The sequence below is a fragment of the Acinetobacter variabilis genome, from assembly GCF_000369625.1.
Lineage (GTDB): Bacteria > Pseudomonadota > Gammaproteobacteria > Pseudomonadales > Moraxellaceae > Acinetobacter > Acinetobacter variabilis.
Map to the genome: position 1 here is coordinate 599,235 of NZ_KB850112.1, position 25,976 is coordinate 625,210.

Here is a 25,976-nt window from a genome sequence, read left to right on the forward strand (position 1 = left end):
TAAAAGCTGAATCGGAAAGAATTACAAAGTAAAATTAGCTACGGTGTTTTATTTTTAGAAAATTGGTCTAGATAAAATTGCAACAAAACGTTTAAAAAATGGGCTGAATGATTAAATCTGATAGCAAAACGAATTTATTAAAGTTATTGATCCATAAATTTCTAGTTTGATTCAAGTTAAATGATATAAAAAAGCGACCTACATAGGTCGCTTTTTTTGAATATTCGATATTTATGCTACAGAATCTGCAGGATTGCGCCATAGGCTTTCTAGGTCATAGAATTTACGCGCTGTAGGCAGCATGCAGTGCACTACAACAAAACCTAGATCAATCAGGATCCATTCTGCATCACGTTCGCCTTCGATACCAAGCGGACGGAAACCTGCTTTACGTGCTTCTTCAGCAACATTATCTGCAAGTGATTTGATATGACGGGTTGATGTACCGCTTGCAATCACCATGGCATCTGCCACGTTACTGATGCTAGCAACATCAAGCTGAACAACTTCTTTAGCCTTTACATCTTCGAGGGCTGCATGTACAACTTTCAAGCATGCGTTTACTGCTTGTGCATGAGAATTCATAGTGTGATCGTGAGAATTAGAAGCGCTGGGCGATGGTTCTAAATTCATAGGGAGTATAATTTCCTAACAATTATGCATGATCTAATATAGCGGTTTTAGCCCAAAATTTCAAATGTACCTTCCGTTGCTTTAGTCATACTCTGGGAAGAACTGTTCTTTCCAGCCAAAGGACTCTCCCGAAGTTCCCAGAGGTTTATACTCGGCTGCAACATAACCATTGTATTGGCTATTCTCTAACCATTGAAAAATCTCATAATATGGAATGGAAGCCGTATTTGGTTGATGACGCCCCGGGCAGTCTGCAAACTGGATATGACCAATCTCTGCAATATTTTCTTTTAAGGCTTCAAGTACATCTTCACCCATCATGGCCATATGATAACAGTCATATTGCATTTTTAAGGCAGGATGATTGACAGCTTCTAGCATCTCCTGAGCTTGAGCTACATTTTGAATCAGGAAACGTGGCATGTCCTGACCGTTGATCATTTCAAAGACTGGCTGAATCTGATAATCAGAGAGCATGGAGCAGGCAATTTTCAGATTACTCGCCAAGGTGTTCAGGCAAGGAAGCAGGTCACAATCCAGTGGCTGTTTGCCGGCCAGAATATTGACACTCGGCACATTCAGAGCAGTCGCATATTGAATGGCTTGCTCTATGGCATGACGAAACTCGATTTCCTGTCCAGGGATACCGGCCAGACCGTGTCCACCTTGCATCAGATCACCAGCAGGCACATTAATCAGGCAGATATCAAGATCATGTAACTGAAGCTGCTGCTGAATCTGCTCAATACTCAGTTCATAGGGGAACTGGATTTCCACATGCTTAAAACCGTGCGCATGAGCCAAGGCAAAACGTTCTAAGAGCGGTACTTCCGTGAAAATCATGGAGAGGTTAACGGCGAGTTTGGTCATGGGCTTTTCCTTGCTCAAGTCAGAATATTGAAATGTAATATTAGCGGTCTACGTGCTTGATAACAGTGGCTAGATCGGCTTCAGCAAATCCGTCTTGCTGATGGGTTTTGAGTTGAGACAGGGCTTGGCTGGCCACAGGAATATCCAAAGATAAAGTAGCTGCCAGTTGCACAGCATTGTTCAGGTCTTTAGACAATGTCTGCACTTTCCATTGCACGGGTTCAAACGTCTGGCTGGCCATACGTGGGGCTAGAATTTGAAAAGGCTTGGAGTCAGCAAAACCACCGGCTAATGCTAGTGCAAGCAGGGCAGTATCCACACCGGCACGATCAGCCAAAGCCACTGCCTCAGCTATCAAGGTGCTATTCGCTGCCACAATCAGCTGATTACAGATTTTAGTCGCCTGACCGGTTCCAGTATCACCCATGCGAGTGACACGTTGTGAAAGCACCTTATAGATTGGATCAAGTGCGGTAATAGTTTCTGCATCACCGCCAGCGAAGATCACTAGCGTGCCTTGTTCTGCACCGACTGTACCGCCAGATACAGGAGAGTCAATCCAAGTGGCTTGTTTAGCTTGGGCTTGTTCAGCCAGAGTTTTAGTTTGATGTACGGAAAGACTGGAAAAATCGACAATGATCTGACCAGCCACCAGATAGGGCTGAATCTGCTCAAAGACCGATTGCACCGCAGCATCATCTGCCAGACAGGTCAGAATAACGGGATAATCTGCAATTTGATCTAGATATAGCGGAGTGGCTCCCAGTGCAAGCAATGGATCGCAGGCACTGGCCGTGCGGTTCCAGACTGCAACTTGGAAACCAGCTTTCAGCAGTCGGGTTGCCATGCGGCTACCCATGAGTCCCATACCTAAAAAGGCAATTTTGCTATCACGATCGAATTGCATCTTATCTCTCATCTTTTGATTTTGCTTCAGCCATAATTATCGATATTGACGTGGTACAAACTGCACGTCTGGATTTTTATCCTTCTTGCGTGCCAGTTGGCTGTTTTTACCGAGTAACAGTTTAAGCTGCCAGATTTTTTCCATACGCAGTGACTTATTGGGTTTATGTTCCATCGCATCCAGCACAAATTTAGAGGCCATCAAGGCATCTGGAGAGCGTTGTAACATTTCTTCAGCCAAAGCCTGTGCTTTTGCTAATGGCTGCTCATCGACATGGGTGATCAGACCAATTTCTTTGGCATAGGCACCTTCAAAAATACGTGCGGTTAAAGTCAGCTCTTTGGCCAAATCAATCCCGATCAGACCTTTGAGAGAACGCGTTAGCCCCATATCTGGTACTAGACCCCAACGAGTTTCCATAATTGACATTTTGGTCGCAGGATGGGCGATTCGGATATCCGCAGCCAACGCAAGTTGCATACCTGCACCAAAGCAGAAACCTTCAATGGCTGCAATGACGGGTACAGGCAGTTCCTGCCAGACCAGAAAAGCTTTCTGAAATAAGCTCTGTCCAGGACGAATCAGTTCCCAGGCCGCATAGGCCCGATTTTTAGGATTATTTAAATCGGCCAAGTCAATGCCGGCACTAAAGACCTGCGCTTCACCGGTTAAAATGACACACCGCACCGACTTGTCTTTTTTAATCCGGTTCGCAATCTGCACCAGTTCACGCAGCAGGGCAAAGCTCATGGCATTACGTTTATCTGGACGGCTGAGAGTAACCGTGGCAATTCCATTATTTTTTTCAAAGCGTACAAGTGACATGGTATTCATCCTTAATTTTTCTGTAAGCGAGCATAGCATGAGCAATCTGTGCTTGCATGACAGTGCAGTCATACAGATATGAGTAAGTAAAACAGTAATTTTTTAACCACTATGCTTGTTTAAAATTTGCTGAGCTGCCTGTTCTACCTGCTCAATCACTGCTTTCAGTTCATCCAGATATTTCAGTACTTCCTGAACAAAACTGTCATCGGCCTTACGGCGTTCCTTACGCAAGGTCGAGACAAACTGCTCAAAACTTCCGGTAACTTTTTGCAGAGTCGGTGTGCCGACATAACGGGTAGCCCCATAGAGACGGTGCAAAACATGTTCCAGCTGCGGAAAATCTTCCAGCTCAATTAATTGCTCAATTTCATCCAGCTCTTTTTCAAAACTGTCGACCAGCATGCTAAGCAGATCGACTGCCAGATCTTCTTTATTGGCTGCCAGTTGCAAGCTTTGTTGCCAATCCAGAATATTCGGATCCAGCGCATCAATGACATTGGCACGTTCCAGCACTGGAATCTTTTTAAAACTTTCAGTCGTCCACTGCGTCAGGATCTGCACGATCTGATCAATCTGAATAGGCTTGGTGACATAATCATCCATACCATTTTGTAACAGTTTTTGCTTCTCGTCGGAAAGGGCATGTGCTGTCAGGGCAATAATCGGCAGACGCTGATGATTTTCAAAAGTTGATTCCAGTGAACGGATTGCACGGGTGGTATCGATACCGGACATCACTGGCATCTGGATATCCATAAATATCAGATCAAAAGATGGCAGACCCTGTTCATAACGGCTCTGGATGATATCAATCGCTTCCTGTCCGCTAATGGCTTTGGTTGTGGTGACATTCAGTTCGGCTAGCAAGGCCTCCAGAACAATCAGGTTCGGCAGATGGTCATCAACGGCAAGGATATGCAGTCCCTGGCCATTAAAGTCTTCATGCTGTTCCTGATCAAAGACGGGTTGATTGCCGAGTAGCTGAATCAGGGCACTACGACTGAGTGGCTGATGCAGAGCACGGGCACGATGATCATTCAGCATGTTCGGATCAAGCTGCATTTGATAACCATACACAGCCAGATGTCCCTGATAGCGAGAACGAATTTCTGTCAGTAAGGCTTGGCTATCACCACTATGGTCAACAATCAGCCAGGTATTCTCGATATTTTGTAAATGGTTCAGACGGCTAAACAGATCCAGAATGGATGTCGATTCAATATGTTTAACGTGATAATTTTCCAGATAATGTCTTAATACATTCGCTGTTGCCGGATGGGCGAGATAAGACACAACCGTCAGATCACTGAAATCCGGGTGCTCATGGATAATATCTTCATCCACCGGGAATTGGGCGGTAAACCAGAAGGTTGAGCCTTTTTCTGTTGGAGCACGTTCCTGATTATCTTCAAATCCGATTTGACCATGCATCAAGTGGACCAGTTGTTTGGAAATGGCCAAGCCTAAACCTGTACCGCCGAATTGGCGGGTGACCGAGGTATCGCCTTGCGAGAAGGATTCAAACAGTTTTTTACGGTCAGTTCCGCTCAGGCCAATGCCGCTGTCCTGAACACTGAAATGCAGCAGACATTGCCCAATATCATCGTGCTCCATGCGTGCCCGAACAATGATTTCGCCGTCTGGAGTAAACTTGATCGCATTAGAAATCAGGTTGGTCAGAATCTGCTTAAAGCGTAGTACATCACCAATCACATGTTTCGGTACATTGTCTGCAAAATAGAACGCCATATCGATATGCTTCTGTGCAGCCAGTGGCGAGAGCATGTCCATCACATCAAAGATAGCTTCTTCCAGATCAAAAGGTGCAGTTTCCAGTTCCAGTTTGCCAGCATCAATCTTGGAGAAATCCAGTACATCATTGATCAGGGCCAGCAAATGTGCAGAAGATTTGCGGATGGTCTGCAAATACAGGCTTTGCTCATTGCTAAGATTGCCTTGACGCAGCAGCAGGTGAATAAAACCATCAATACTGTTTAAGGGTGTGCGTAATTCATGGGAAATATTGGCCAGAAACACCGACTTGGCCTGGTTGGCCGAAATCGCCTGGTCACGTGCCTGACGATAAGTAATATTTTGAACTTCTAAAGTATCCAAGGTACGGCGCAAATCGTCTTCGGTCTGTTCGGTATGCTCACGCAATTCCAGAAAGCTGAAATGCAGACGTTTCACCACATTGGCAATATCACGCTGCAAAAGGCGCAGTTCACCGGTACTGTTAATCACCATATGCTGATCTAGGGTGTCGGCATTCAGGCGTTGCAGCTGCATGCGAATCTCATACATCGGTGCAATCCAGCGACGTGAATAGAAATTCAGACATAACAACAAGAGCAATAAGGTCAATAAGCCGGTCGCAATCAAAACGATCAAGACCCGGTAGCGGGCAATTTCTAAGGGCTGATTGTCCAGTTCGATCGCCAGCCAGCCTGCATTCATGCCATTTTCATTTACTTTGACTGCATAAATATGATTGTTTTTATCTAATATCGGGCCAACAAAATTGCCATCTTTTTTAAAGTCAGGCCAAGGCGCCTGTTCCTGAAAACCAATGCCGAGTTTACTTTTGCCATTTTCATCCAGAATAGCCGCACGGACCAGATGCTTTTCATTCAGCATATTCTGCATGGCGTCATGAGCCTGTTCATATTGCCATGGGTAAAGGCTCAAAATGTCCAGTGCATATTCAGAAGTGGCCTGAAAACGGGTCAGAATCGCAATGGCCATCTGCTTTTGCTGGGCACGAGCGGCATTGGAAGTTTCCGAGATTACCAGAGCAGCGCCGACACAGGCCAGAATAGTAATGGGTACAAAAATCAGTGCAATCAGCTGTCCATAAGCATGATTTAAGTGTAGGCGTTTAAACAGCTTTTTGTTGATATTTGACATGATTCAAGCAGTATTTTCCTTATGCTTTGCATATTAGCATGCTTTAAATCTACTGTTAAAATTTCAGCATTATTTTTATAAAGCTCCAGATTAAGGCAGAAAATAAGAACCATTATGCTGAACAGTCATTATGGGTGTTTGAGTAAATCTTTTCAGGAGGCGAGGTGAGCTAAGTCACTGTCATGATTAAGGAGTTTTACCAAGCTAAAACAGGACGAATTGGCCATGCCGATCGTGATTTATACAGTTTTATGCAAAAGCACTGCTATAAATGGGTGCAGGGAAATGCATTTTTTCATACAATAGCCGCACCTCGATATAGGTGCAAATAATGAGTAATACCACCCCTGATTTTCAAGCAGACGAATTTTTACTGGACCATTATGTAGGCAAAACGCCACTGGTGCGTTTGCAGCGTCTGGCTAGTCACACTCAAGCCGCAGTACTCGCAAAACTCGAAGGAAATAATCCGGCAGGCTCGGTCAAGGACCGTCCGGCGTATAACATGATCATGCAGGCGGAAAAGCGCGGACAGATCAAACCGGGTGATACCTTGATTGAGGCGACCAGCGGAAATACAGGGATTGCATTGGCGATGGTTGCGGCCATGCGCGGTTACAAAATGCAGCTGATTATGCCGAATAACATGAGTCAGGAACGTAAGGACGCGATGCGTGCTTATGGCGCTGAACTGATTGAAGTGACCAAAGAGCAGGGCATGGAAGGTGCGCGTGATCTGGCCTTGCAAATGCAGGCTGATGGTAAAGGTTTGGTGTTAAACCAGTTTGGTAACCCGGACAATGTCGAAGCACATTACCTGACCACAGGTCCTGAAATCTGGCAGCAAACCGGTGGCAAGATTACGCACTTTGTCAGCTCAATGGGTACTACAGGTACGATCATGGGCGTATCTAAATATCTGAAAGAAATGAATCCGGATATTCAGATTGTGGGCCTACAACCATCTGATGGTTCTAGCATTGCCGGTATCCGTCGCTGGCCAGAAGAATATTTGCCAACGATTTTCGATCGTAGTCGTATCGACCATATTATCGATATTCCACAGATTGAAGCGGAACGTACTATGCGTAAACTGGCACAAAAAGAAGGTATCAGTGCCGGTACATCTTCTGGCGGTGCAGTTTGGGCATCCATCAAGCTTGCAGAAGAAAATCCAGATGCAGTGATTGTATGTATTATCTGTGACCGTGGTGACCGTTACTTGTCTACAGGCTTGTTCTCTGTACAAGACCCTGAATAATTTTTGAGAAATCTTTTATGCGCCTGCCTGTTTTAACTTTCGATATTGAAACCCAAACCGATCTTAAATCAGGCGCGCATCTGTTTGCTCTGGATCTGCCCGAGGCTGATCTGGATCAGGCCCTGACCAAATTACGCCGTCAGGAATCAGGCTCGGACTTTCAGCGTCTGCCGCTGCATGAGATTGTCTGTATTTCCGGTTTATGGATGGATGAACAGGGCATGCGCCTGTTTTCTTTCAGCCGTGAACAGTACAGCGAAGCAGAGATTTTAAAAAAATTCTTATCCATTTTTGACAAGCGTCATCCGACGCTAGTCAGTTGGAATGGCTCACAATTTGACCTGCCGGTTATTCTTTATCGGGCCATGTATCATGGCTTATCTGCGCCAAGTCTGTTCGATCAGGGCGAAATTGATACGCAAAAGCGTTATAATAACTACCAGAATCGTTACCATCAACGTCACGTCGATTTGATGGATGTTATGGCCATGTTTCATGCCCGTCATTTTCAGAAACTGGATGATGTTGCTCATTTATTGGGTTATCCAGGCAAACGTGGTGATGGTGGCTATCATGTGTCTGAATATGTACGTAACCAGCAATGGAACGCAATCACCAGCTATTGCGAAGGTGATGTGCTCAATACTTGGTTGGTCTATATTCGCTGGCTGTTGCTAAAGGGTCAATTGATGTTGCCTGATTATCAGCATCTGGTGCAGAGTACGATTCAATACCTGCATACCCAGCCGCAACATGCAGATTTTTTATCAGTCTGGCGTGAAACCTCACAAAGAACTGAATTTACCCGTTTTGATTTTCCCATCTCCACATCCTAGGTTTTCATGAAACGTCGAGCACAACCACGTCCAGCACCGCAATCCGAGTATATTTTTCAGGTTGAATCACTCTCACATGAAGGACGTGGCATCGCTCACTATGGTTCACATCCAGACCATCCGCTTGAAAAGCATGGCAAGAAAGTCTTTATCCGTTATGCCTTGCCGGGTGAAACCGTTCGTGCCCGCATTACCCGTGAAGTCAAAAAACTGGAAGAGGCTGATAGCCTTGAGTTAATCGGTGAGGCTTCCGAGATCAGGGTCAAACCTGTGTGTCCACATTTTGGCGTATGCGGTGGCTGTAATATGCAGCATATCCATCCCGATGCGCAGATTGAACTTAAGCGGAATGTTCTGAAATCACATTTGCAGCATTTTGCCGGGATCCAGCCTGAAGAATGGCTGTCACCGCTACGTTCACAACGTGAAGATTACCGTCGTAAAGCCCGGATTGGGGTGCGTTATCTGCCTCAAAAAGACAAGCTAGTGGTCGGTTTTCGTGAGAACCAGTCCAATAAGCTGACTTCGATTGACCGTTGCATGATTCTGGATCGCGAGTTTGGATCGGTTACACGTCTTAAACAATTGCTCCAAAGTCTCGATGGTCAGGTAGATATTGGTCATATAGAATTGGCTATGGGTGATCATGACATTGCGTTGCTCATTCGTGAAACCGCAGAATTATCGATAACAGATGTCAACCGATTGCGCCAATTTACGTTAGAGAAAGGTTGGCAGCTTTATTTGCAACCTGCAGGCCAAGATTATTTGAAGCGGATTGATGAGCCTGAACAGGCAGCACGCTTACACTATGGTCTTGATGACTTTGATGTGGAATTCGGTTTTAATCCATTGGACTTCACTCAGGTCAATTCAACGATCAATCCGCAGATGGTTCGCTTGGCATGTGATTTGCTTCAATTACAGCAAGGCGAACGCGTTCTGGATCTGTTTTGTGGATTAGGAAACTTTTCTTTGCCACTGGCGCGTTGTGTTGGTGCATCTGGTCGGGTGGTTGCGGTTGAGGGGAGTGAGGAAATGGTGCAACGCGGTGCAGAAAATGCTAACCATAATGGTATTGCACAAGTTTCGTTCTATTCACAAGATTTAACCAAAGATTTTTCGTACCAGTCTTGGGCAAATCAAGGATTTGATGCATTATTAATCGACCCGCCACGTGCTGGAGCAGAAGAAGTTATGCATTATATCCCTCAGTTTGGTGCCAAAAGAATCGTTTATGTGTCATGTAATCCCGCTACGCTTGCAAGAGATGCAGGGCTACTGGTACAACAAGGTTATCAGCTAACCAAAGCCGGTGTGATGGATATGTTTACGCATACCGGACATGTCGAGTCGATTGCCTTGTTCGAAAAAGAAAATTAAATAAACGATCAAAGAGATGATGTATCTAAAAGTAGGAGAAGGGTATGGTCACAGTACGTGAGCAACTGCCTGGGCGGCTCAATGAGTTGTCACAGGAGGCGACTGTAGAACATGCCGAACAAGCCCAGCAGGATCTGACTGAATGGTTAGATCGGGTTCGTGGCATATTAGACGGGGCTCCCCTGAAGCAGCTCGAAGAAGTTGCCCGTTTAACCTTAGAAAAAGAGCTACAAAGTACGGTTCAACATCGCTCTAATACCTTCTATACCGGTATTGAAATGGCGGATATTCTCGCGCATCTCTATGTTGATGAAGATACCTTGTCTGCTGCCATGCTTTACCGCGCAGTACGTGAAGGCGTCATGCCACTGGCAGAAGTGCAGGAAAAATTCGGTGAACAGGTCTACAGCCTGGTCAAAGGCACGCTGTCCATGGGTAAGCTGTCTGAGCTGATTGAAAAAAATAAACGCCTGGAAGACCACTTCAATAATAACCAGCGTGAGCACCTATCTGGCATTTACAAGATGCTGATTTCAGTGACAGAAGATGTCCGCGTCGTGTTAATCAAGCTGGCAGAACGTACCTATGCACTGCGTGAGCTGGCTAATTCTTCACGTGAACGGCAAGAACGGGTCGCACGAGAAATTCTCACCATTTATTCTCCTTTAGCGCATCGTCTCGGGATTGCCCAGCTGAAATGGGAACTCGAAGATCTAGCCTTCCGCTATCTGGCGCCGGAACGCTATAAAGAAATCGCCTCTTTGCTGAATGAAAAGCGTCTGGAACGCGAACAATATATTCAGTTCGTGATTGATAAATTGCGTGAAGAGCTGGCAGAACACGGCATTGAAGCTGAAATTAACGGCCGGGTGAAGCACATTTATTCGATCTATCGAAAAATGAAAAGCAAGAGCCTGAGCTTCGACCAGCTGTATGACATCCGTGCACTGCGTGTATTGGTGAAAAGTGTGCCTGAGTGTTATCACACGCTCGGGATCGTACATCAATTGTGGCGACATATCCCGCATCAGTTTGATGACTATATTACTAATCCGAAAGCCAATGGTTATCGCTCTTTACACACAGCTGTGATTGCGGAAAACAAGTCACTTGAAGTGCAGATTCGTACTTATACGATGCATGAAGAGGCCGAGCTTGGCGTATGCTCGCACTTCAACTATAAGGAAGGTTCGAAAAATACCGATACTTCCTTTAATCATCGTCTGCATTCCCTGCGTGCAGTGATTGAGCATTATCAAGAACGCAATGAAGCCAGTGCGCATAAAGATGAAGAAGAGGAAGTTGAAAATTTTGAACACATTCAAGATTTTGAAGGCTTCGAAAAAATCTATGTGTTCAGCCGTGATGGTGATATTAAAGAGTTGCCACGGGGGTCAACCGTACTCGACTTTGCCTATCACGTGCACACAGAAGTCGGCAACAAATGCTATGCGGCTCGGGTCAACCAGCGCTATGTGCCTTTAACCTATGCCTTGAAAACCGGGGAACAGGTCGAGATTCTGACCAAGAAAGACCGTGAACCAAATCGGGACTGGTTGGTCAATTCGCTGGGTTATATCAAGACTGCACGCGCCCGTGACAAGTTACGTCATTGGTTCCGTCAGCAAGATCGCAGTAAGAATCTGGAAGTGGGTCGTGAAATTCTGAATAAAGAATTGGCACGTCTGGCAATTCATCCAAAATCAATCGACTTGGGTGATTATTGCAACCATTTCAATGTGAAGAGTGGCGAAGATATTATGATTGGTCTGGTGAATGGTGATATTAGCCTGCATGCTCTGATCAATCAGGTCAATCGCCATATGCATCTGGATCAGGATGAGCCTGAACTGGTGCTGAAACCAGCCTTGAATCCGCGTGCCAGCCATACCTTGTCTGCACATGGTATTCTAATTGATGGTCTGGATAACGTTGAACTGCATGTAGCCCAGTGCTGTCAGCCGGTGCATGGTGAATCGATTGCGGGATATATTACCTTGAATCGCGGTGTAAGCATCCATAAGGTAGCTTGTCCGGATTATGTACGTATGATCAGCCAAGAACCGGAGCGTGCAGTAGAAGCCGACTGGGAAATGCAGCCGACTCGTGGCCAAAGTGTACAGATCGTGGTAGAAGCCTATGACCGTCGTGGCTTGCTGAAAGATCTGACTCAGGTGATTTTCTCGGATCAGATCAATATCCGTCAGGTAAATACCATTTCAGAAGCAGATGGTATTGCCAATATGAAGCTGTTGATCGAAGTCAAAGGTCTGGCTCAACTTTCCAAACTATTGGCCCGTCTTGAACAGCAGCCGGGAATTATCAGTGCACGCCGTCTGGTACAAGGCAACTGATTCTTTTTAGGCATGCTTATAAAAGCCCGCAATTCAATTGCGGGCTTTTTTGTTATAAGGTGTGGTTAAGAGGGAAAAGAGCAAATAATAGACATGAGTGCCACGGAAATATTTGAACTGAGACGAAATAATCTGGCCAAAGTGATTGATCAGTTGATTGATAGCCAGCAGTTTAAAAATGGCAAAGAGATTTGCGAGCATTTTGGTCTGTCTGCAGCCTATATTACCCAGCTATTGAACAGTAAGCGCCAGATTGGAGAAAAGGCTGCACGAGAACTTGAACAGCAACTGGGCTTAGAAAGTTTAATATTGGATCGTGCTGAAGCACCTGTCATTGAAGTAGCACCGAATCCTGTAAAAATGACTTTGTTCCAGATGCAGGTTGTTGAGCAGCAAGCCTTTAAAATGAAAATTATAGATTCGGCAGAAAATCTTGTATCTTGGTTGAAATTGGAACCTCAGCATTATGCCATTCAGGTCACAGGACAGTATTATTTTCCGAGCCTAAAAGCAGGCTGGTGGTTGGTCTGTGATGACCAAGCTGATTTACAGCCATCTGGCTTGATTTGTCTTTATTTAATTAATGGACTGCAACTCATTGTGGAGCTGATTTCGGAAAGCCAAGACAGCTATCAGATCCAAAGTCTGGATGAAAGCCGCAAGGTCAGTTTCCAGAAATCTGATGTAGCTAAAATCCATCCTGTAATTGCCATCGTGCCTCCGCAGCAATTTTCTTAAGATAGAAATAATTCAGCCCATCATAAGATGGGCTGAATAGTGAAATTGAAAACGGGCAGCTTATGGAAGCTGATTTTCGTCTTCAAACTCTGGTTTCACCTGAACAATAAAGTCCTGACGATTCAGACCGCGCCACAGGGCGAAGGCTGTACCGATATAGATCGAAGAATAGGTACCGACAAAGACACCTACAAACATCGCAATCGAGAACCATTTCAGGCCAGCACCGCCCATGATCATCATGGCCACTACAACCAGTAATAAAGTCATAGAAGTATGAATGGTACGGCGTAAGGTTTCAGTCAAGGCAATATTGATAATTTCAACAGGTTCGGCACCCCGGATCTTACGGAAGTTCTCACGAATACGGTCAGAAACCACGATGTTATCGTTGAGTGAGAAACCGATGATCGCCAGTACGGCTGCCAAAACAGTAAGGTCAAACGGCCACTGCATCATGGCAAAGATACCAATCGTCACCACGATATCGTGGAACAATGACAGTACCGCACCCATCGCCAGTTTGAACTCAAAGCGGATAGTGACATAGACCAGCATTAGCAACAGGGCAAGGGCAACTGCACCCGCAGAACGCACATACAGCTCGTTACCGACCTGTCCACCGACTACATCGACCTTAGGCACCTGAGCTGCATTGCCGGGCAGCTGAACGGCTGCAGTAATGGCTTTGGTAAGGTCTTCTGCTTCAATATCTTCCTGAACCGGCATACGTACCATCAGGTCACGTTCCGAGCCCAGGGTCTGCACGACCGCATCATCAAAGCCAGCTTTGCTGAGTGCCTGAGTCACATCTTCCGATTTTACCGGATTGGTATAGTTCAGCTCTGCTGATACACCACCGGTAAAGTCCAGACCGAGGTTCAAGCCTTTGGTCGCAATAAAGAAGATGCTGGCAACCGTCAGGATGATAGAGAACACTGCTGCAGGCAATGCAATCTTCATAAACGGAATGATACGTTCATCTTCAGGGCGACCGTACTGTTTCTGATTCAGTTGAGTATTTTCAGTCATCGTCGATCTCCTAAATGCTCAACTTTTTCAAGTTACGTTTTTTGCCATAGATGATCTGTACGATCGCACGGGTTACGGTAATCGCCGTAAACATTGAGCAGACAATACCAATCATCAGGGTGACAGCAAAGCCTTTGATCGGACCGGTACCAATTGCGAACAGAATGAACGCTACCAAGAAGGTAGTTAAGTTCGAATCGAAAATAGTGTTATAGGCCCGATCATAACCGGCCACAATTGCCTGTTTCGGCGAGGCGCCCCATTTCATTTCTTCCCGTATCCGCTCACAGATCAATACGTTGGCATCGACCGCCATACCGATGGTAATTACGATACCGGCAATACCCGGCAGGGTGAGGGAAGCACCAATCCATGACATGACAGTCAGAATCATTGCCAGGTTAACGACCAGTGCGAAGTTGGCAATGACACCGAATAGGCGGAAGAATACTACCATCCAGATTGCTACCAGAATAAAGCCGATTTGAGTCGACAATACGCCTTTATCAATATTTTCCTGACCCAGACTTGGACCAATCACACGTTCTTCAACGAAATACATAGGCGCAGCCAGCGCACCGGCACGTAGCATCAAGGCAAGCTCAGAAGCTTCCTGAGGTGAGTCCAGACCGGTAATACGGAATTGAGAACCCAATACTGCCTGAATGGTTGCAGCGTTAATCACTACAGATTCAGTATATGGTGTACGCACTTCAGTTTGTGCACCAGTTGCCGGGTCTTCTACGTAGCTGATCTTTTGCTTGTTCTCGATGAACAGTACCGCCATACGTTTGCCTACGGCATTACGTGTGGCATCTGCCATCAATTTACCGCCAGCGCTGTCCAAAGTAATATTAACTTCAGCACCACCAGTATCCTGACTAAAGCCAGAAGATGCATTTTGTACACGTTCACCGGTCAAAATACGGTTACGGTTCAGCAATAACTGACGACCACTGTCCAGAGATTCATAAGCAAATGCTTGAGTCCCTGCTGGAGCTGTACCACTTAATTGGCCAGTATAAGGATCAATGTATTGATCATTCAGATCAGACACCAGACGGAATTCCAAGTTCGCCGTACGACCCAAGACACGTTTTGCTTCTGCGGTATCCTGTACACCCGGAAGTTCAACCACAATACGGTTGCTGCCCTGGGTTTGTACCAGTGCTTCAGCCACACCTAACTCGTTAATACGGTTACGTAAAGTGGTTAAGTTCTGGTTCACCGCATAAGATTCGATTTCCTGCTTACGCGTATCGGTATAGTTGAGGCGTAAAGTCGAACCGGTTTCAGTCGCCACGGCCTGCTGGTTGAATTCATTGCCATTACGGCGCAAGAAATCCATGACAGCAGCACGATCATCATTATTGGCAAACTGCACAACAATGGTGTTGTTGCTTAAATTCAGGCTATTGAATTTCAAGTTGTTATCACGCAGCTGGCGACGCAGGTCAGTTGCAGAGGTGTCCATGCGCTGTGCAATCGCCTTGTCCATATCCACTTCAAGCAGGAAGTGAACACCACCACGTAAGTCCAGACCCAGTTTCATTGGTTTGGCACCAATTTTCTGTAGCCATTCTGGGGTGGTTGGAGCAAGGTTAAGTGCTACGACGTATTCATCACCTAAACCACGGCGTAAAGCTTCTTTGGCTTTCAGCTGTGCTTCACTTGAATCTACACGTAATAAAGCAGCGTTATTACTAAAGCTATTGTCGTGAGTTGCAATATTTTCAGTTGTTAAAATCTGCTCTGCTTTTTGTACGATGCCTGCGTCAATCTGAGTACCGGCTTTGGCACCCGAAATCTGTACAGCAGGTTCATCTGGATACAAACTTGGCAGGGCATATAAAGTACTGACCACCAGGACAACCAGGATCAGCACATATTTCCATGCTGGGTAACGCATTCGTTTTCTTCTTAAAATGAAAAAGTCGTGCGGGGAGCACGACTAATTTTGATTAAATGTTATTTAAAGTGCCTTCAGGCAGAACTGAGATCACACTCGCACGTTGAACTTTGACTTCTACACCGCGGCTCAGCTCAACGACTGCGAAATCACCCTCAATTTTAGTGATTTTGCCCATTAAGCCGCCTGCAAAAACGACTTCGCTGCCTACGCCAAGGCTGTCAACCAGAGCACGGTGCTCTTTGGCACGTTTTGATTGAGGGCGCCAGATCAAGAAATAGAAGATTGCAACAAAAACCGCAATCATCAAAAGGTTAGCCATCAAGCTCGGTTGTTGTGCAGCTTCACCTGCAGCGTGAGCAGTCGAAATAAATAGGCTCATTTCATTTTCCTAAAATAAAAAACTGGTGATCAACTTGATAATAAATTGACATATTCTTGCAATTTACCCTGTCTTTTTCCTCAGCGCAAATGCTGAAAGATTAATCTTGTGGACAAGGTGGAACTTCCAGGCCACGACGAGCGTAAAAGTCCTGAACAAATTCATCAAAAGTTCCGTTATCCAGCGCGTTGCGGATATCTTCGGTAAAACGCTGGTAATAACGCAGGTTATGGATGGTACCGAGCATAGAACCTAGCATTTCTCCACATTTCTCTAAATGGAACAGATAGGCGCGGGTAAAGTTCTGACAGGTATAGCAGTCGCAATGTGGATCAAGCGGACTTTGATCATGACGATATTGGCTGTTACGGATACGCACCAGACCATCGGTCACGAAATAATGACCGTTACGTGCATTTCGGGTTGGCATGACGCAGTCGAACATGTCTACACCACGGCGGATACCTTCAACGATATCTTCCGGTTTGCCGACACCCATCAGGTAACGCGGTTTATTTTCCGGCATTTTGTTCGGAAGATAATCCAGTACCTTGATCATTTCTTCTTTCGGTTCACCGACAGACAGACCGCCAATCGCATAACCGTCGAAGTCAATCTCAAGCAGACCTTTTAAGGATTCATCGCGCAGGTCTTCATACATCCCGCCCTGAATAATCCCGAATAGGGCATTTTTATTGTTGAGTTCATCATGATGATGCTTCTTGCAGCGCTCAGCCCAACGTAAAGACAGCTGCAAAGATTTTTGCGCTTCTTCATGGGTCGCTGGATAAGGCGTACATTCATCAAAAATCATCACGATATCGGAGTTCAGCGTATGCTGAATTTCCATCGAAATTTCAGGTGAAAGGAAAACTTTTGAACCATCAATCGGTGAGCGGAAGGTCACGCCTTTTTCTTCAATTTTGCGCATTGCACCCAGACTGAAGACCTGGAAACCGCCTGAGTCAGTCAGAATCGGTTTATCCCATTTCATGAAACCGTGCAAGCCACCATGCTGCTTGATAACTTCAAGACCCGGGCGCAGGTACAAATGGAATGTATTACCGAGGATAATCTGCGCTTTAATGCCTTCAACATCACGTGGCAACATGCCTTTGACAGTGCCATAAGTACCAACTGGCATAAAGACGGGCGTTTCTACTACGCCATGTTCAAGCGTTAAACGACCACGACGGGCACGACCCGACTGACCTAATTTTTCAAACTTCATAAGAGTTCCAAATCAAGGCGAAAAAACAGTTCGCTGATTACTAATGCGAATTAAAGGGCGCTATTTTCCTTGATTCTGACTTTAAATGCCAGCATTGTAGAGAATTCACTCTGTAATTTTATTTATCGATGAATAGAGGAAAGATCAGGTGAAAGAGGTGAGTTTGCAGAAAACTGCTGTAAACGCTGCATGATTTCTTCCCGGCTCAAGCCACAGCTGCCGTCAGGTTCAGCCGCCATGGCAGCAATATGCTGGATCAGTTTTTGGATATAGATATTGCTGTCGATAAAATAAGATTCCAGCGTCAGTAAATAGGTATCCTGCGCTACTTGCAAATAGTCATAAGGCTCTATCGTGAGCATTTGTTCCAGGTCGATCAAGATGTCTTTGTCACTTTGCGAGAGTTTTAAACGCTTATTGACTGTCGATTGAGACAGGGTCTGTCTGGAAGCTAAAAAGTCCTGCAATAAGCGACTGTCAGAATTGAGTTCAAGTGCAGATTGGCATTCACATTCGGGTTGGGCCGGAACGCTGAGGAAAAAAATAATCGAATCTAGATCCAGACCATAAGCTTCAGATAATTTGCGTTTGGCTTGTTTAAAGGTTTCTAGCAATAAATCCAAGTGAGTAGCAGGAATCTGTTTTTGCTGGGCTAAGACAGGATGGCCAAAACTATGCTGGGTTTTAAAATACTCTGCCAGCAAAGTTTTAAAAGGCACGAGTTTAGATTGTGAAGAGCTGTGGCTTTTATAACGCCATTTTTGTAGATTCCAGCGATCCTGCTCGGCCAGATATTGCTGTGGAACTTCAGGGTCCTGAAAAAAGCTACGTTCTGTGGAAATCGCCAGATCATCCAGCAGTAAAAATTTATCAAAGACCAGACTACAGGCATAGATTTCATCATCCTGATAGCGGTCATACAGCTGATAAAAGTCCTTGACCAGCATCTGTTGCAAGTGTTCTAAATAATCCAGCATGATTTTTTATTCTTTTTATTGGGTTTTATAAGTGTATTGCTTTATCTCTCACTCTTTCATCATAAGCCAATGTATTGCAAATCAAAAACTATAAAATGTAATGATTTTTCTCATTGGAAATTTGGACGATAGTCAAAGTTCTGACTCACGGTCTGGTCACGGAAAGGGCGTACTGCTTTCTTTTTGAGAAACATGTTATTGATAATATTATGCGGGAAAATCTGGATCTGATTATTGAAGAGTTCAACATTTCGGTTGTAGATGGTAATTGCAGCACCGACATTTTCATTCTGTTCTTCAATTTCATTCATCATTTTCAGGTAAATTTCATTTGCTTTCAGTTCAGGGTAGTTTTCAATCACCACATTCAGGCTGTGCATCAGTTCTTTATTCAGGTTTTCAACCCGTTGTAACTGGGCAATATCGGCATCCTGAATATTCAGGCTCATAATGTTCTGGCGCAGTTCAGTGACTTTCTCTAAAGTTCCTTTTTCAAAACTGGAATATTGCTCAACCAGAGGTTGCAGACCATCCAAGATTTTTAGTTTTTGCCGCTCATAGCTGGCGACATCGGACCATGCACGAATAGTAGAGTTATGATGACGCACAATGCTGTTACGAATCATGATAATGGCAATAATGACCAAAAGCGGGATAATGACAAAAACAAAAAATCCCATAAAAGTAATCCCCAGAAAAAAATAATTATTTTAAAAATTGTGTCAGATCAGTATGTAACTTTTCCAACTCTATTAATTTAAACGTTCTGAGATGGCCACGCAATGTGGAAATATCGGTAATTTTATCGTGTTTACTGGATACCTGAAATAAATCATGTGGTCCCAGATAGCAGAGCATATGGCTTTCTGGATGAAACAGTAAATCGCCCTGACGCTGCTCAAAAAAGTCCGCCAGTCGAAGTACAAAACCAGGTGTGAGCAGTTTCGCCATTTGCATCGGATCGCTGCCAAAGAAATTTAATTTCTGGTTGGTGCGAATGTCGCTGCTGTGCCAAGGATGAGCATAAGGATAATGAAATTTCTTTCTGGAGGCAGTCACGGCTAGCCCCTGAATCTGAACATCAAAAACAAATACCCCCCAAAGGTCTTTATGTACCTGGGTCAGTTTGACCGGTTGACCTTCCTTATTGCGTACCTGAACTTCATGCACATAATGATATTGAAAGACCAGAACCTGATGTTGTTGACCATCTTCATCTTCCCAGACAGTGCTGGCATAGCGTGAAATTTCATTACTCAGAGAGCCTTGATTAAATACCGGGAACAGACGTTTTAAATGGTTAATAAAATGTACGGGATTGAGTGGAATCGAGATATGTTGTGGCTGCTTCTGAAAAGCCAGCTGGTATTTTTTGGCGAGCGCCTCATCTTCCAGATAGCGAATGACTTCATCCAGTGGCTTTCGATGTTCATAGTTGATATAAGCCCAGAATACCAGTAGGCATCCAAAGAAAACACCGATTTGCATCCAGATATTAGCAGGCGCTACAAAAATGCAACCAATCAGAAAGAGTCCGATTCCGGCCAGAGCAAGCGGTAAATTATTTTCAAATTTTAAGCTAATTGGGCCGTTCCATGGATGCAAGCCATCCAATAATTCCTGATGGCTTTTGGCCTGACGACCCAGATCCCAGAGCCGGGCGATGTTGCGAAACACTACTGCATTTTTCTTGCGTCGAATATGAATGGAGTGCTGCACAGACTCGATCGGCATCGGAAGGGTTCCTGCTGATTATTGCGCTTGATCAATTAGCATGGCATCGCCATAACTGAAGAAGCGGTATTTGCTTTCAACCGCATGTTTGTAAGCATTCAGGATATTTTCGCGATTAGATAGAGCTGAAACCAGCATGAGCAGGGTAGATTCCGGTAAATGGAAGTTGGTGATTAGACGATCCACCACTTTGAATTCATAACCCGGATAGATGAAGATTTGAGTATCACCGGTCCAGCCTTTTAGTTCACCACCATTGGCCTGAGCCGCACTTTCGGTCGCACGGGTTGCGGTCGTCCCCACAGCAATCACTTTATTGCCGCGCGCTTTGGTGGCTTTGATCAGCTCCATAGATTCATCCGATACCTGACACCATTCGCTGTGCATGATGTGATTTTCGATATCATTGGTACGAACCGGCAGGAATGTACCTGCACCGACATGTAAGGTCACAAAGGTTTTCTGAATGCCTTTTTCTTCCAGTTTTTTCAGCAACTCTTCATCGAAATGCAGCGAAGCGGTAGGAGCAGCAACACTGGCCAGTTTAGTTGGATCATTAAAGACAGTCTGATATCGAACCGTATCAATTTCTTCTGCTTCACGATTGAAATAGGGGGGAATTGGCAGTGCGCCGTATTTGTCTAGAACATCTAAAATCGGCTGAGAAAATTCGACAATAAACAGATTTTCATGACGGCCTTGAACGGTGACTTTAACTTCATCTGGACCAATAAATAATTCTGCACCGGCTTTGGGTGTATTGCTGGCCTTGATATGACAATGCGCAATGAACTGATCCATCATACGCTCAACCAGTAATTCAACTGCACCACCAGAGGCACGTTTACCTTTCAGGCGCGCTTTCATCACTTTGGTATCGTTCAGAACCAGCAAATCGCCTTCATTCAATAAATCCAAAATATCGGTGAACTGGTGATCGTGATATTGGCCTTGTGCATCAAGGTGTAACAGGAGAGAAGCACTACGTTGTTCAAGAGGATAGCGAGCAATCAGCTCATCAGGGAGATCGAAACTAAAATCAGAAAGTTGCATGACAATTTACGATAAAAAAACTGCGGCTAGTATAAACTTTTTTCTTTTTTATGGCGGGAATTGCTCGATTATAAAACAAAAAAATAAGAATTGTTTTAAAATTAGGCAAATGTGTTTTTTCTGCGTTGACAAGTTTTTGAAACAGAGTAATATAGCCGTCATCCACTCCCGAGGTGGTGAAATTGGTAGACGCGGCGGACTCAAAATCCGCTGTCAGAGATGACGTGTCGGTTCGAGTCCGACCCTCGGGACCAAGATTTTGAAAAACCCCAAGCGTATTAAGTCTTGGGGTTTTTTATTGCCTAAAAATAAGCATGTGGATGCGAACTTCTTTGATGGATCGCATTCTTTATCTTTAATTTGGTAAGGCATCTCTCAGAATAAGTACCTTAATCAGCACTTAAATACACTAATTGTCTTTATTCTGAATATAAAAAAAGCCCCACTCACCAAATTTTTCTTTCTCAATATTAAAAAAGAAATTTCAGGAGTAGGGCTGGATGCTAGGGTCTTAATAAATTAAGAAAATTCACCTTGAGAGCGTTCTTTAGCCCAGTCACGCAGGATAAATTTCTGCAATTTCCCGGTTGAAGTTTTTGGAATCTCGGTAATCACCACATCTTTAGGTACTTTAAAACGCGCCAGATGTTGCTTGCAGAATTCGATAATCTCTTCTGCTGTAGCAGTTTGTCCTGCTTTCAGTTCGACAAAGGCACATGGTACTTCCTGCCAGCGTGGATCTGGTTTTGCCACCACGGCTGCCGTGAGAATAGCAGGATGCTGATAGAGCACTTCTTCCACTTCCAGCGATGAAATGTTTTCACCACCTGAAATAATCACGTCCTTAGAGCGGTCGGTAATTTTTGCATAACCATCAGGTTGGCATACTGCCAGATCGCCAGTATGGAACCAGCCACCAGCAAAGGCTTCTGCAGTTGCTTCCGGGTTCTTTAAATAACCTTTCATGACGATGTTGCCACGGAACATGATTTCCCCCATGGTCTGACCATCATGTGGCACTTCCTGCATAGTGTCAGGATCAAGCACTTTCATGCCGTCTTGCAGTGGATATGGTACACCTTGACGAGAATGCAGTTGTGCTTGTTCCTGAATCGACAGGTCTGACCAGCCTGCCTGAGACGCACAGAGCGCAGAAGGGCCGTAGGTCTCAGTTAGACCATAGACGTGAGTCACATTGATACCGATATTGCGCATGCCCTCAATGATTGCAGCAGGAGGCGCAGCACCGGCTACCATCACTTCGACACGATGATCAAACTTGGTCTTTTTCTCTTCAGGAGTATTGATCAGCATAGACAGTACAATTGGTGCACCGCAGAAATAATCCACTTTATGTTCAGCAATGAGTTTAAAGATCAGTTCCGGATCAACCTTGCGTAAGCAGACGTTCGTACCACCATTGGCTGCCATGGTCCAGGCAAAACACCAGCCATTACAGTGGAACAGCGGTAAGGTCCATAAGTAAGTGGCACGCGGCATCATGCCACAAGCAATGATATTACTGGCTGCGTTAATATAAGCGCCACGGTGATGGTAAACCACGCCTTTCGGGTTGCCTGTGGTTCCAGAAGTGTAGTTCAGGCTAATCGCATTCCATTCATCATCCGGTAAATGCCATTCAAAATTGGTATCGCCTTGAGCCAACCAGTCTTCATATTCAATTTGGCCGATACGGGTGTCTTCCCCCTCGAATTCTTCATCAGCCACATCAATCACATAAATGTCTTGCTGTGGAATTAATGCCAAAGCTTCTGTTGCAACTGCAGAAAATTCTGGATCGACCAGCAGTACTTTAGTCTCAGCATGTTCCAGCATGAACGCCAACGTTTTGGCATCCAGACGGGTATTTAAAGTATTCAGGACCGCACCCGCCATTGGCACAGCAAAGTGTGCTTCAATCATTGCAGGTACGTTTGGCAATAAAACTGAAACGGTATCATTTTTACCGATGCCTAAATTTTGGAGTTGGTGGGCAAACTGACGGCAACGATTGTATTTTTCACGCCAGGTAATACGACGCTTACCATGAATGATCGCGTTTTGATTCGGGTAGATATAAGCCGCGCGATCGAGATAGCGCAAAGGTGACAGCGCTACAAAATTGGCAGGGGTGCGCGGTAATTCATCGTATGCCTTAACCATTGTAAAACTCCGTTCTATATTTATTTTTCATATCCTGTTAAAAAAGATATGCAATTCTTGGAAGTCTTGCAGTTATGCTTTAGTCGAGTGAGAATGCATAATTTTAAAAAATTAAATAATTGAATATTAATAAAATTATTTTTAAGCACTGATTTTTTTGAACCTATGGGTTCCCATATTTGCCTTTTTAGGTATTTTACTCTAAATGGGTGTTAAAAATAGCCTCAGCCAAGGAATAATAATGAAAATACAACAGGCGGATGCAACATGGAGTAACTGGTCGGGAAGCCAGTACAGTTCTCCTCAAACTTTCGAGCCTAAAAAAATCAATGAATTACAAACTCTGGTAAAGTCACATGCACAGATTCGTGTGGCGGGTGCAGGACATTCATTCAGTGCGCTAGCCAAAACTGATGAGGTATTGATTCGTCTGGATCATTTCAAAGGCGTGATAGATGCAAATGAAGCGACAGCTCAATGTACTGTACAGGCAGGTACGCGTTTATATGAGCTGGGTGAATATCTAGCCCCTCTGAATCAGGCTTTGATCAACCAAGGTGATATCGATCAGCAAAGTCTGGCGGGTGCCATCTCGACCGGTACGCATGGCACGGGAATTGATTTACCGTGTCTATCTGCTTTCGTTCAAGGCTTTCAGTTACTGACTGCAGATGGCGAATTATTGCAATGTAATAAGCAGCAAAATACGGAAATTTTTTAGGCGGGGCGGGTGGCACTGGGCAGTCTCGGAATACTCACTAAAATTAACCTGCAAAATCGGCCGCGTTATAAATTAAAAGAACAGATCTGGTTATGTTCGTTAAAAGACATATTTTCCAATATCGATCAATGGAAACATCAGCATCGGCATATTGAGTTTTGGGCATTTTTACATGCTGATCAGGTCATGCTGAAAACACTAGATGAAACGGATGAAATTCTCCAGTCGAGAAAAGAAAGCTGGCCATCAGAAGACAGTTTACTGATGTTATGTTCTGAATTGACACGGTTATTGCCGTCTACCAATCCTTATCTGCAAAAGCTGCTCGGTGTTTTTGTCAAACCGACCTGTTTTGTGGATTGGTCCAGTCAGATTTTCCCTACACCGCGCAATACCCGATTTAATGAAATGGAATACCAGATTCCTGTCGAACTAGGCTTGCAGTGTCTGGAAGAAGTGCTGCATTGTCTAAGGCAGCATCGTGTGCCGATGTTCTTTCCGATCGAGTTTCGTTATGTCAAAGCGGATGAATCTGGCTCAGTCCATTTTATCAGCGGGATTCAGTTTCAATTTCTATCCATCAATTTTATAAGCAGGATTATCACGTCATTTTTAATCTAGTGGAACCGATTTTTCAGAAATATCAGGGGCGACCACATTGGGGAAAATTGCATAGCATGCATGCCGCATCACTGCGCGACTTATATCCAAGATGGGGTGAATTTATGGCGCTACGTCAGCAGCTGGATCCGCAAAAAAAATGGCTGAATCCCTACTTAAAACAACTGTTTTTGGTTAAGTAACAGGAGTAGAAGGTGCGATCAACTTATTTTCAGCAACTGACTCAAGACCTAAAACAGCAGGGTACGGGTGCACCACAACTGATTCTGGATTTGGCTCAGTATCAACATAATCTGGATGTTGTGCAGGCAAAATTACCTCCGCAGTTAAAGCCTCGTCTGGCGGTGAAATCTCTAGCCAGTACCAAGTTGCTTCAATTCGCTAGTGAAAAGCTGAATACCCAATGTTTTATGGTAGTTCATCTGCCACATCTTCGGGAAATTATCGGAGCATTTCAGCAAGCGGACATTCTGCTCGGTAAACCAATGCCGATTCATGCAGCGCAGCGCTTTTATCAAAGCCTGTTTAGTCAAAAGGGCTTAAATCCTCAAGTAAATATTCAATGGCTGATCGATAGTCAAGCACGCTTGGAGCAGTATCTGCAACTCGCCCAAAACCTGAATCTCTGCTTGAATATAAATATTGAAATTGATGTGGGCCTACATCGCGGAGGAGTAAGCAGTCAGGAGCAGTTCGTAACCATGCTTAATTTAATTCGGCAGCATCTACTGTATCTAAAGTTTTCCGGATTAATGGGCTATGATGCGCATGTAGCCAAACTGCCAAAAATTCTCAAAAGACCTGAAAAAAGTTATCAGCAATCACACCAGATTTATCAGCAATTCAAGCTGACGCTGCAACAGCAATTTCCTGATTTATGGCATGAAAATCTATGTTTTAATGGTGGCGGCAGTCCGACCTTTATGCAGCATTGCCAGCAGAGTGTCTGTAATGATCTAGCTTTTGGTTCCATGCTACTTAAACCCAGTGATTTTGATCTGGCCAATCTCTCTGCTTTAAAATGTGCTTTGTGGATCGCCACTCCGATTTTAAAAGTGCTGCCTTATAGCCAGATTCCTGGTCTGGAAGTATTTAATCATCTACCGCATCATTATAAAGCGCTATTCGTTTATGGTGGTTACTGGCAGGCGGACTATTATTTTCCAGAAAAAAGCCAGCCGCATGTTTTATATGGACGTAGTAGCAATCAGGAAATGGTTCTGGTACCGAAATCTTGTGAACTGAAAGTCGATGATTACGTGTTTTTAAGGCCGACCCAAAGTGAAGCCATCATTCCTCAGTTTTCTCAATTGTATGTCTATGCTGAAGGGTAATTTGAAGCGTGGCAAACCTTGAGAGAATAAATAATTCTTGAGCGAATAATCATCTTAACTCATTGCAGCTCAAAAGAACTTTTTGGTGATAAATCCTATTTT

At 44.6% G+C, this 25,976-nt stretch carries 20 protein-coding genes, 1 tRNA gene and 1 pseudogene; 8 read left to right on the forward strand and 14 right to left on the reverse strand.

The annotated features are described in order from the left end of the window. Positions 1–231: 231 nt before the first annotated feature. The 5 genes from rsfS to F897_RS05475 form a co-directional block, all read right to left on the reverse strand. A complete protein-coding gene (rsfS, locus tag F897_RS05455) occupies positions 232–633 on the reverse strand; it encodes a ribosome silencing factor (RefSeq protein WP_004783634.1) in 402 nt (133 codons plus the stop codon). 81 nt (positions 634–714) lie between these two features. Further along, positions 715–1,503 (reverse strand): hydroxypyruvate isomerase family protein, encoded by a 789-nt coding sequence (locus tag F897_RS05460; protein ID WP_005233875.1) that lies wholly within the window; start codon positions 1,501–1,503, stop codon positions 715–717. A gap of 40 nt (positions 1,504–1,543) precedes the next feature. Continuing rightward, complete coding sequence (locus F897_RS05465) at positions 1,544–2,410, reverse strand: NAD(P)-dependent oxidoreductase (RefSeq protein ID WP_005233877.1); 867 nt, start codon at positions 2,408–2,410, stop codon at positions 1,544–1,546. Positions 2,411–2,446: 36 nt separating this feature from the next. Next, positions 2,447–3,235: a crotonase/enoyl-CoA hydratase family protein gene (locus tag F897_RS05470; RefSeq protein ID WP_005233879.1), complete on the reverse strand. Its 789-nt coding sequence runs from the start codon at positions 3,233–3,235 to the stop codon at positions 2,447–2,449. A gap of 102 nt (positions 3,236–3,337) precedes the next feature. After that, complete coding sequence (locus F897_RS05475) at positions 3,338–6,145, reverse strand: GacS-like sensor histidine kinase (RefSeq protein ID WP_005233882.1); 2,808 nt, start codon at positions 6,143–6,145, stop codon at positions 3,338–3,340. Between the two features lie 331 nt (positions 6,146–6,476). On the opposite strand from F897_RS05475, the gene cysM reads away from it, so the two are divergent. The 5 genes from cysM (at position 6,477) to F897_RS05500 (ending at position 12,717) form a co-directional block, all read left to right on the forward strand. Continuing rightward, the gene (gene cysM, locus F897_RS05480) at positions 6,477–7,406 is read left to right on the forward strand and encodes a cysteine synthase CysM (RefSeq protein ID WP_005233884.1); all 930 of its coding nucleotides are present in this window, start codon (positions 6,477–6,479) and stop codon (positions 7,404–7,406) included. A 17-nt stretch (positions 7,407–7,423) separates the two neighbouring features. Then, entirely contained in the window at positions 7,424–8,242 is an 819-nt protein-coding gene (locus F897_RS05485; protein WP_005233886.1) for a 3'-5' exonuclease, read from the forward strand. 6 nt (positions 8,243–8,248) lie between these two features. Beyond that, positions 8,249–9,625 (forward strand): 23S rRNA (uracil(1939)-C(5))-methyltransferase RlmD, encoded by a 1,377-nt coding sequence (rlmD, locus tag F897_RS05490; RefSeq protein ID WP_005233888.1) that lies wholly within the window; start codon positions 8,249–8,251, stop codon positions 9,623–9,625. A gap of 44 nt (positions 9,626–9,669) precedes the next feature. Continuing rightward, positions 9,670–11,979 carry a RelA/SpoT family protein gene (locus tag F897_RS05495; RefSeq protein WP_005233890.1) on the forward strand — a complete coding sequence of 770 codons (2,310 nt, stop codon included), beginning with the start codon at positions 9,670–9,672 and terminating at the stop codon, positions 11,977–11,979. A gap of 93 nt (positions 11,980–12,072) precedes the next feature. Then, positions 12,073–12,717, forward strand: coding sequence for a hypothetical protein (locus F897_RS05500; RefSeq protein ID WP_005233892.1), 645 nt, complete (start codon positions 12,073–12,075; stop codon positions 12,715–12,717). A 60-nt stretch (positions 12,718–12,777) separates the two neighbouring features. Here F897_RS05500 and secF read toward each other — a convergent pair whose 3' ends face one another. The 8 genes from secF to queA all read right to left on the reverse strand — a co-directional run bounded on the left by secF (position 12,778) and on the right by queA (position 21,035). Next, positions 12,778–13,749, reverse strand: coding sequence for a protein translocase subunit SecF (gene secF, locus F897_RS05505; protein WP_005233894.1), 972 nt, complete (start codon positions 13,747–13,749; stop codon positions 12,778–12,780). A 10-nt stretch (positions 13,750–13,759) separates the two neighbouring features. Continuing rightward, a complete protein-coding gene (gene secD / locus F897_RS05510) occupies positions 13,760–15,658 on the reverse strand; it encodes a protein translocase subunit SecD (RefSeq protein WP_005233896.1) in 1,899 nt (632 codons plus the stop codon). Positions 15,659–15,710: 52 nt separating this feature from the next. Further along, the gene (gene yajC, locus F897_RS05515) at positions 15,711–16,040 is read right to left on the reverse strand and encodes a preprotein translocase subunit YajC (protein ID WP_004783613.1); all 330 of its coding nucleotides are present in this window, start codon (positions 16,038–16,040) and stop codon (positions 15,711–15,713) included. 100 nt (positions 16,041–16,140) lie between these two features. Beyond that, on the reverse strand, positions 16,141–17,271 hold the full coding sequence (gene tgt / locus F897_RS05520; protein ID WP_004783611.1) for a tRNA guanosine(34) transglycosylase Tgt: 1,131 nt from the start codon (positions 17,269–17,271) through the stop codon (positions 16,141–16,143). Positions 17,272–17,393: 122 nt separating this feature from the next. Further along, a complete protein-coding gene (locus F897_RS05525; protein WP_005233897.1) occupies positions 17,394–18,248 on the reverse strand; it encodes a DUF4303 domain-containing protein in 855 nt (284 codons plus the stop codon). A 110-nt stretch (positions 18,249–18,358) separates the two neighbouring features. Continuing rightward, positions 18,359–18,928, reverse strand: coding sequence for a LemA family protein (locus F897_RS05530; RefSeq protein WP_005233898.1), 570 nt, complete (start codon positions 18,926–18,928; stop codon positions 18,359–18,361). A gap of 25 nt (positions 18,929–18,953) precedes the next feature. Continuing rightward, on the reverse strand, positions 18,954–19,982 hold the full coding sequence (locus F897_RS05535; protein WP_005233899.1) for a hypothetical protein: 1,029 nt from the start codon (positions 19,980–19,982) through the stop codon (positions 18,954–18,956). Between the two features lie 18 nt (positions 19,983–20,000). Further along, positions 20,001–21,035 carry a tRNA preQ1(34) S-adenosylmethionine ribosyltransferase-isomerase QueA gene (gene queA, locus F897_RS05540; protein WP_005233900.1) on the reverse strand — a complete coding sequence of 345 codons (1,035 nt, stop codon included), beginning with the start codon at positions 21,033–21,035 and terminating at the stop codon, positions 20,001–20,003. Between the two features lie 167 nt (positions 21,036–21,202). Between queA and F897_RS05550 the strand changes: the two genes are divergently transcribed. After that, positions 21,203–21,289: transfer RNA gene (locus F897_RS05550), tRNA-Leu, on the forward strand. A gap of 265 nt (positions 21,290–21,554) precedes the next feature. On the opposite strand, the gene F897_RS05555 is transcribed toward F897_RS05550, so the two are convergent. After that, the gene (locus F897_RS05555) at positions 21,555–23,198 is read right to left on the reverse strand and encodes an acyl-CoA synthetase (protein WP_005233901.1); all 1,644 of its coding nucleotides are present in this window, start codon (positions 23,196–23,198) and stop codon (positions 21,555–21,557) included. Positions 23,199–23,439: 241 nt separating this feature from the next. Between F897_RS05555 and F897_RS05560 the strand changes: the two are divergent. After that, a pseudogene (locus F897_RS05560) lies at positions 23,440–24,722 on the forward strand (D-arabinono-1,4-lactone oxidase). Between the two features lie 12 nt (positions 24,723–24,734). Continuing rightward, positions 24,735–25,874: an alanine racemase gene (locus F897_RS05565; protein WP_005233912.1), complete on the forward strand. Its 1,140-nt coding sequence runs from the start codon at positions 24,735–24,737 to the stop codon at positions 25,872–25,874. Positions 25,875–25,976 lie beyond the last annotated feature (102 nt).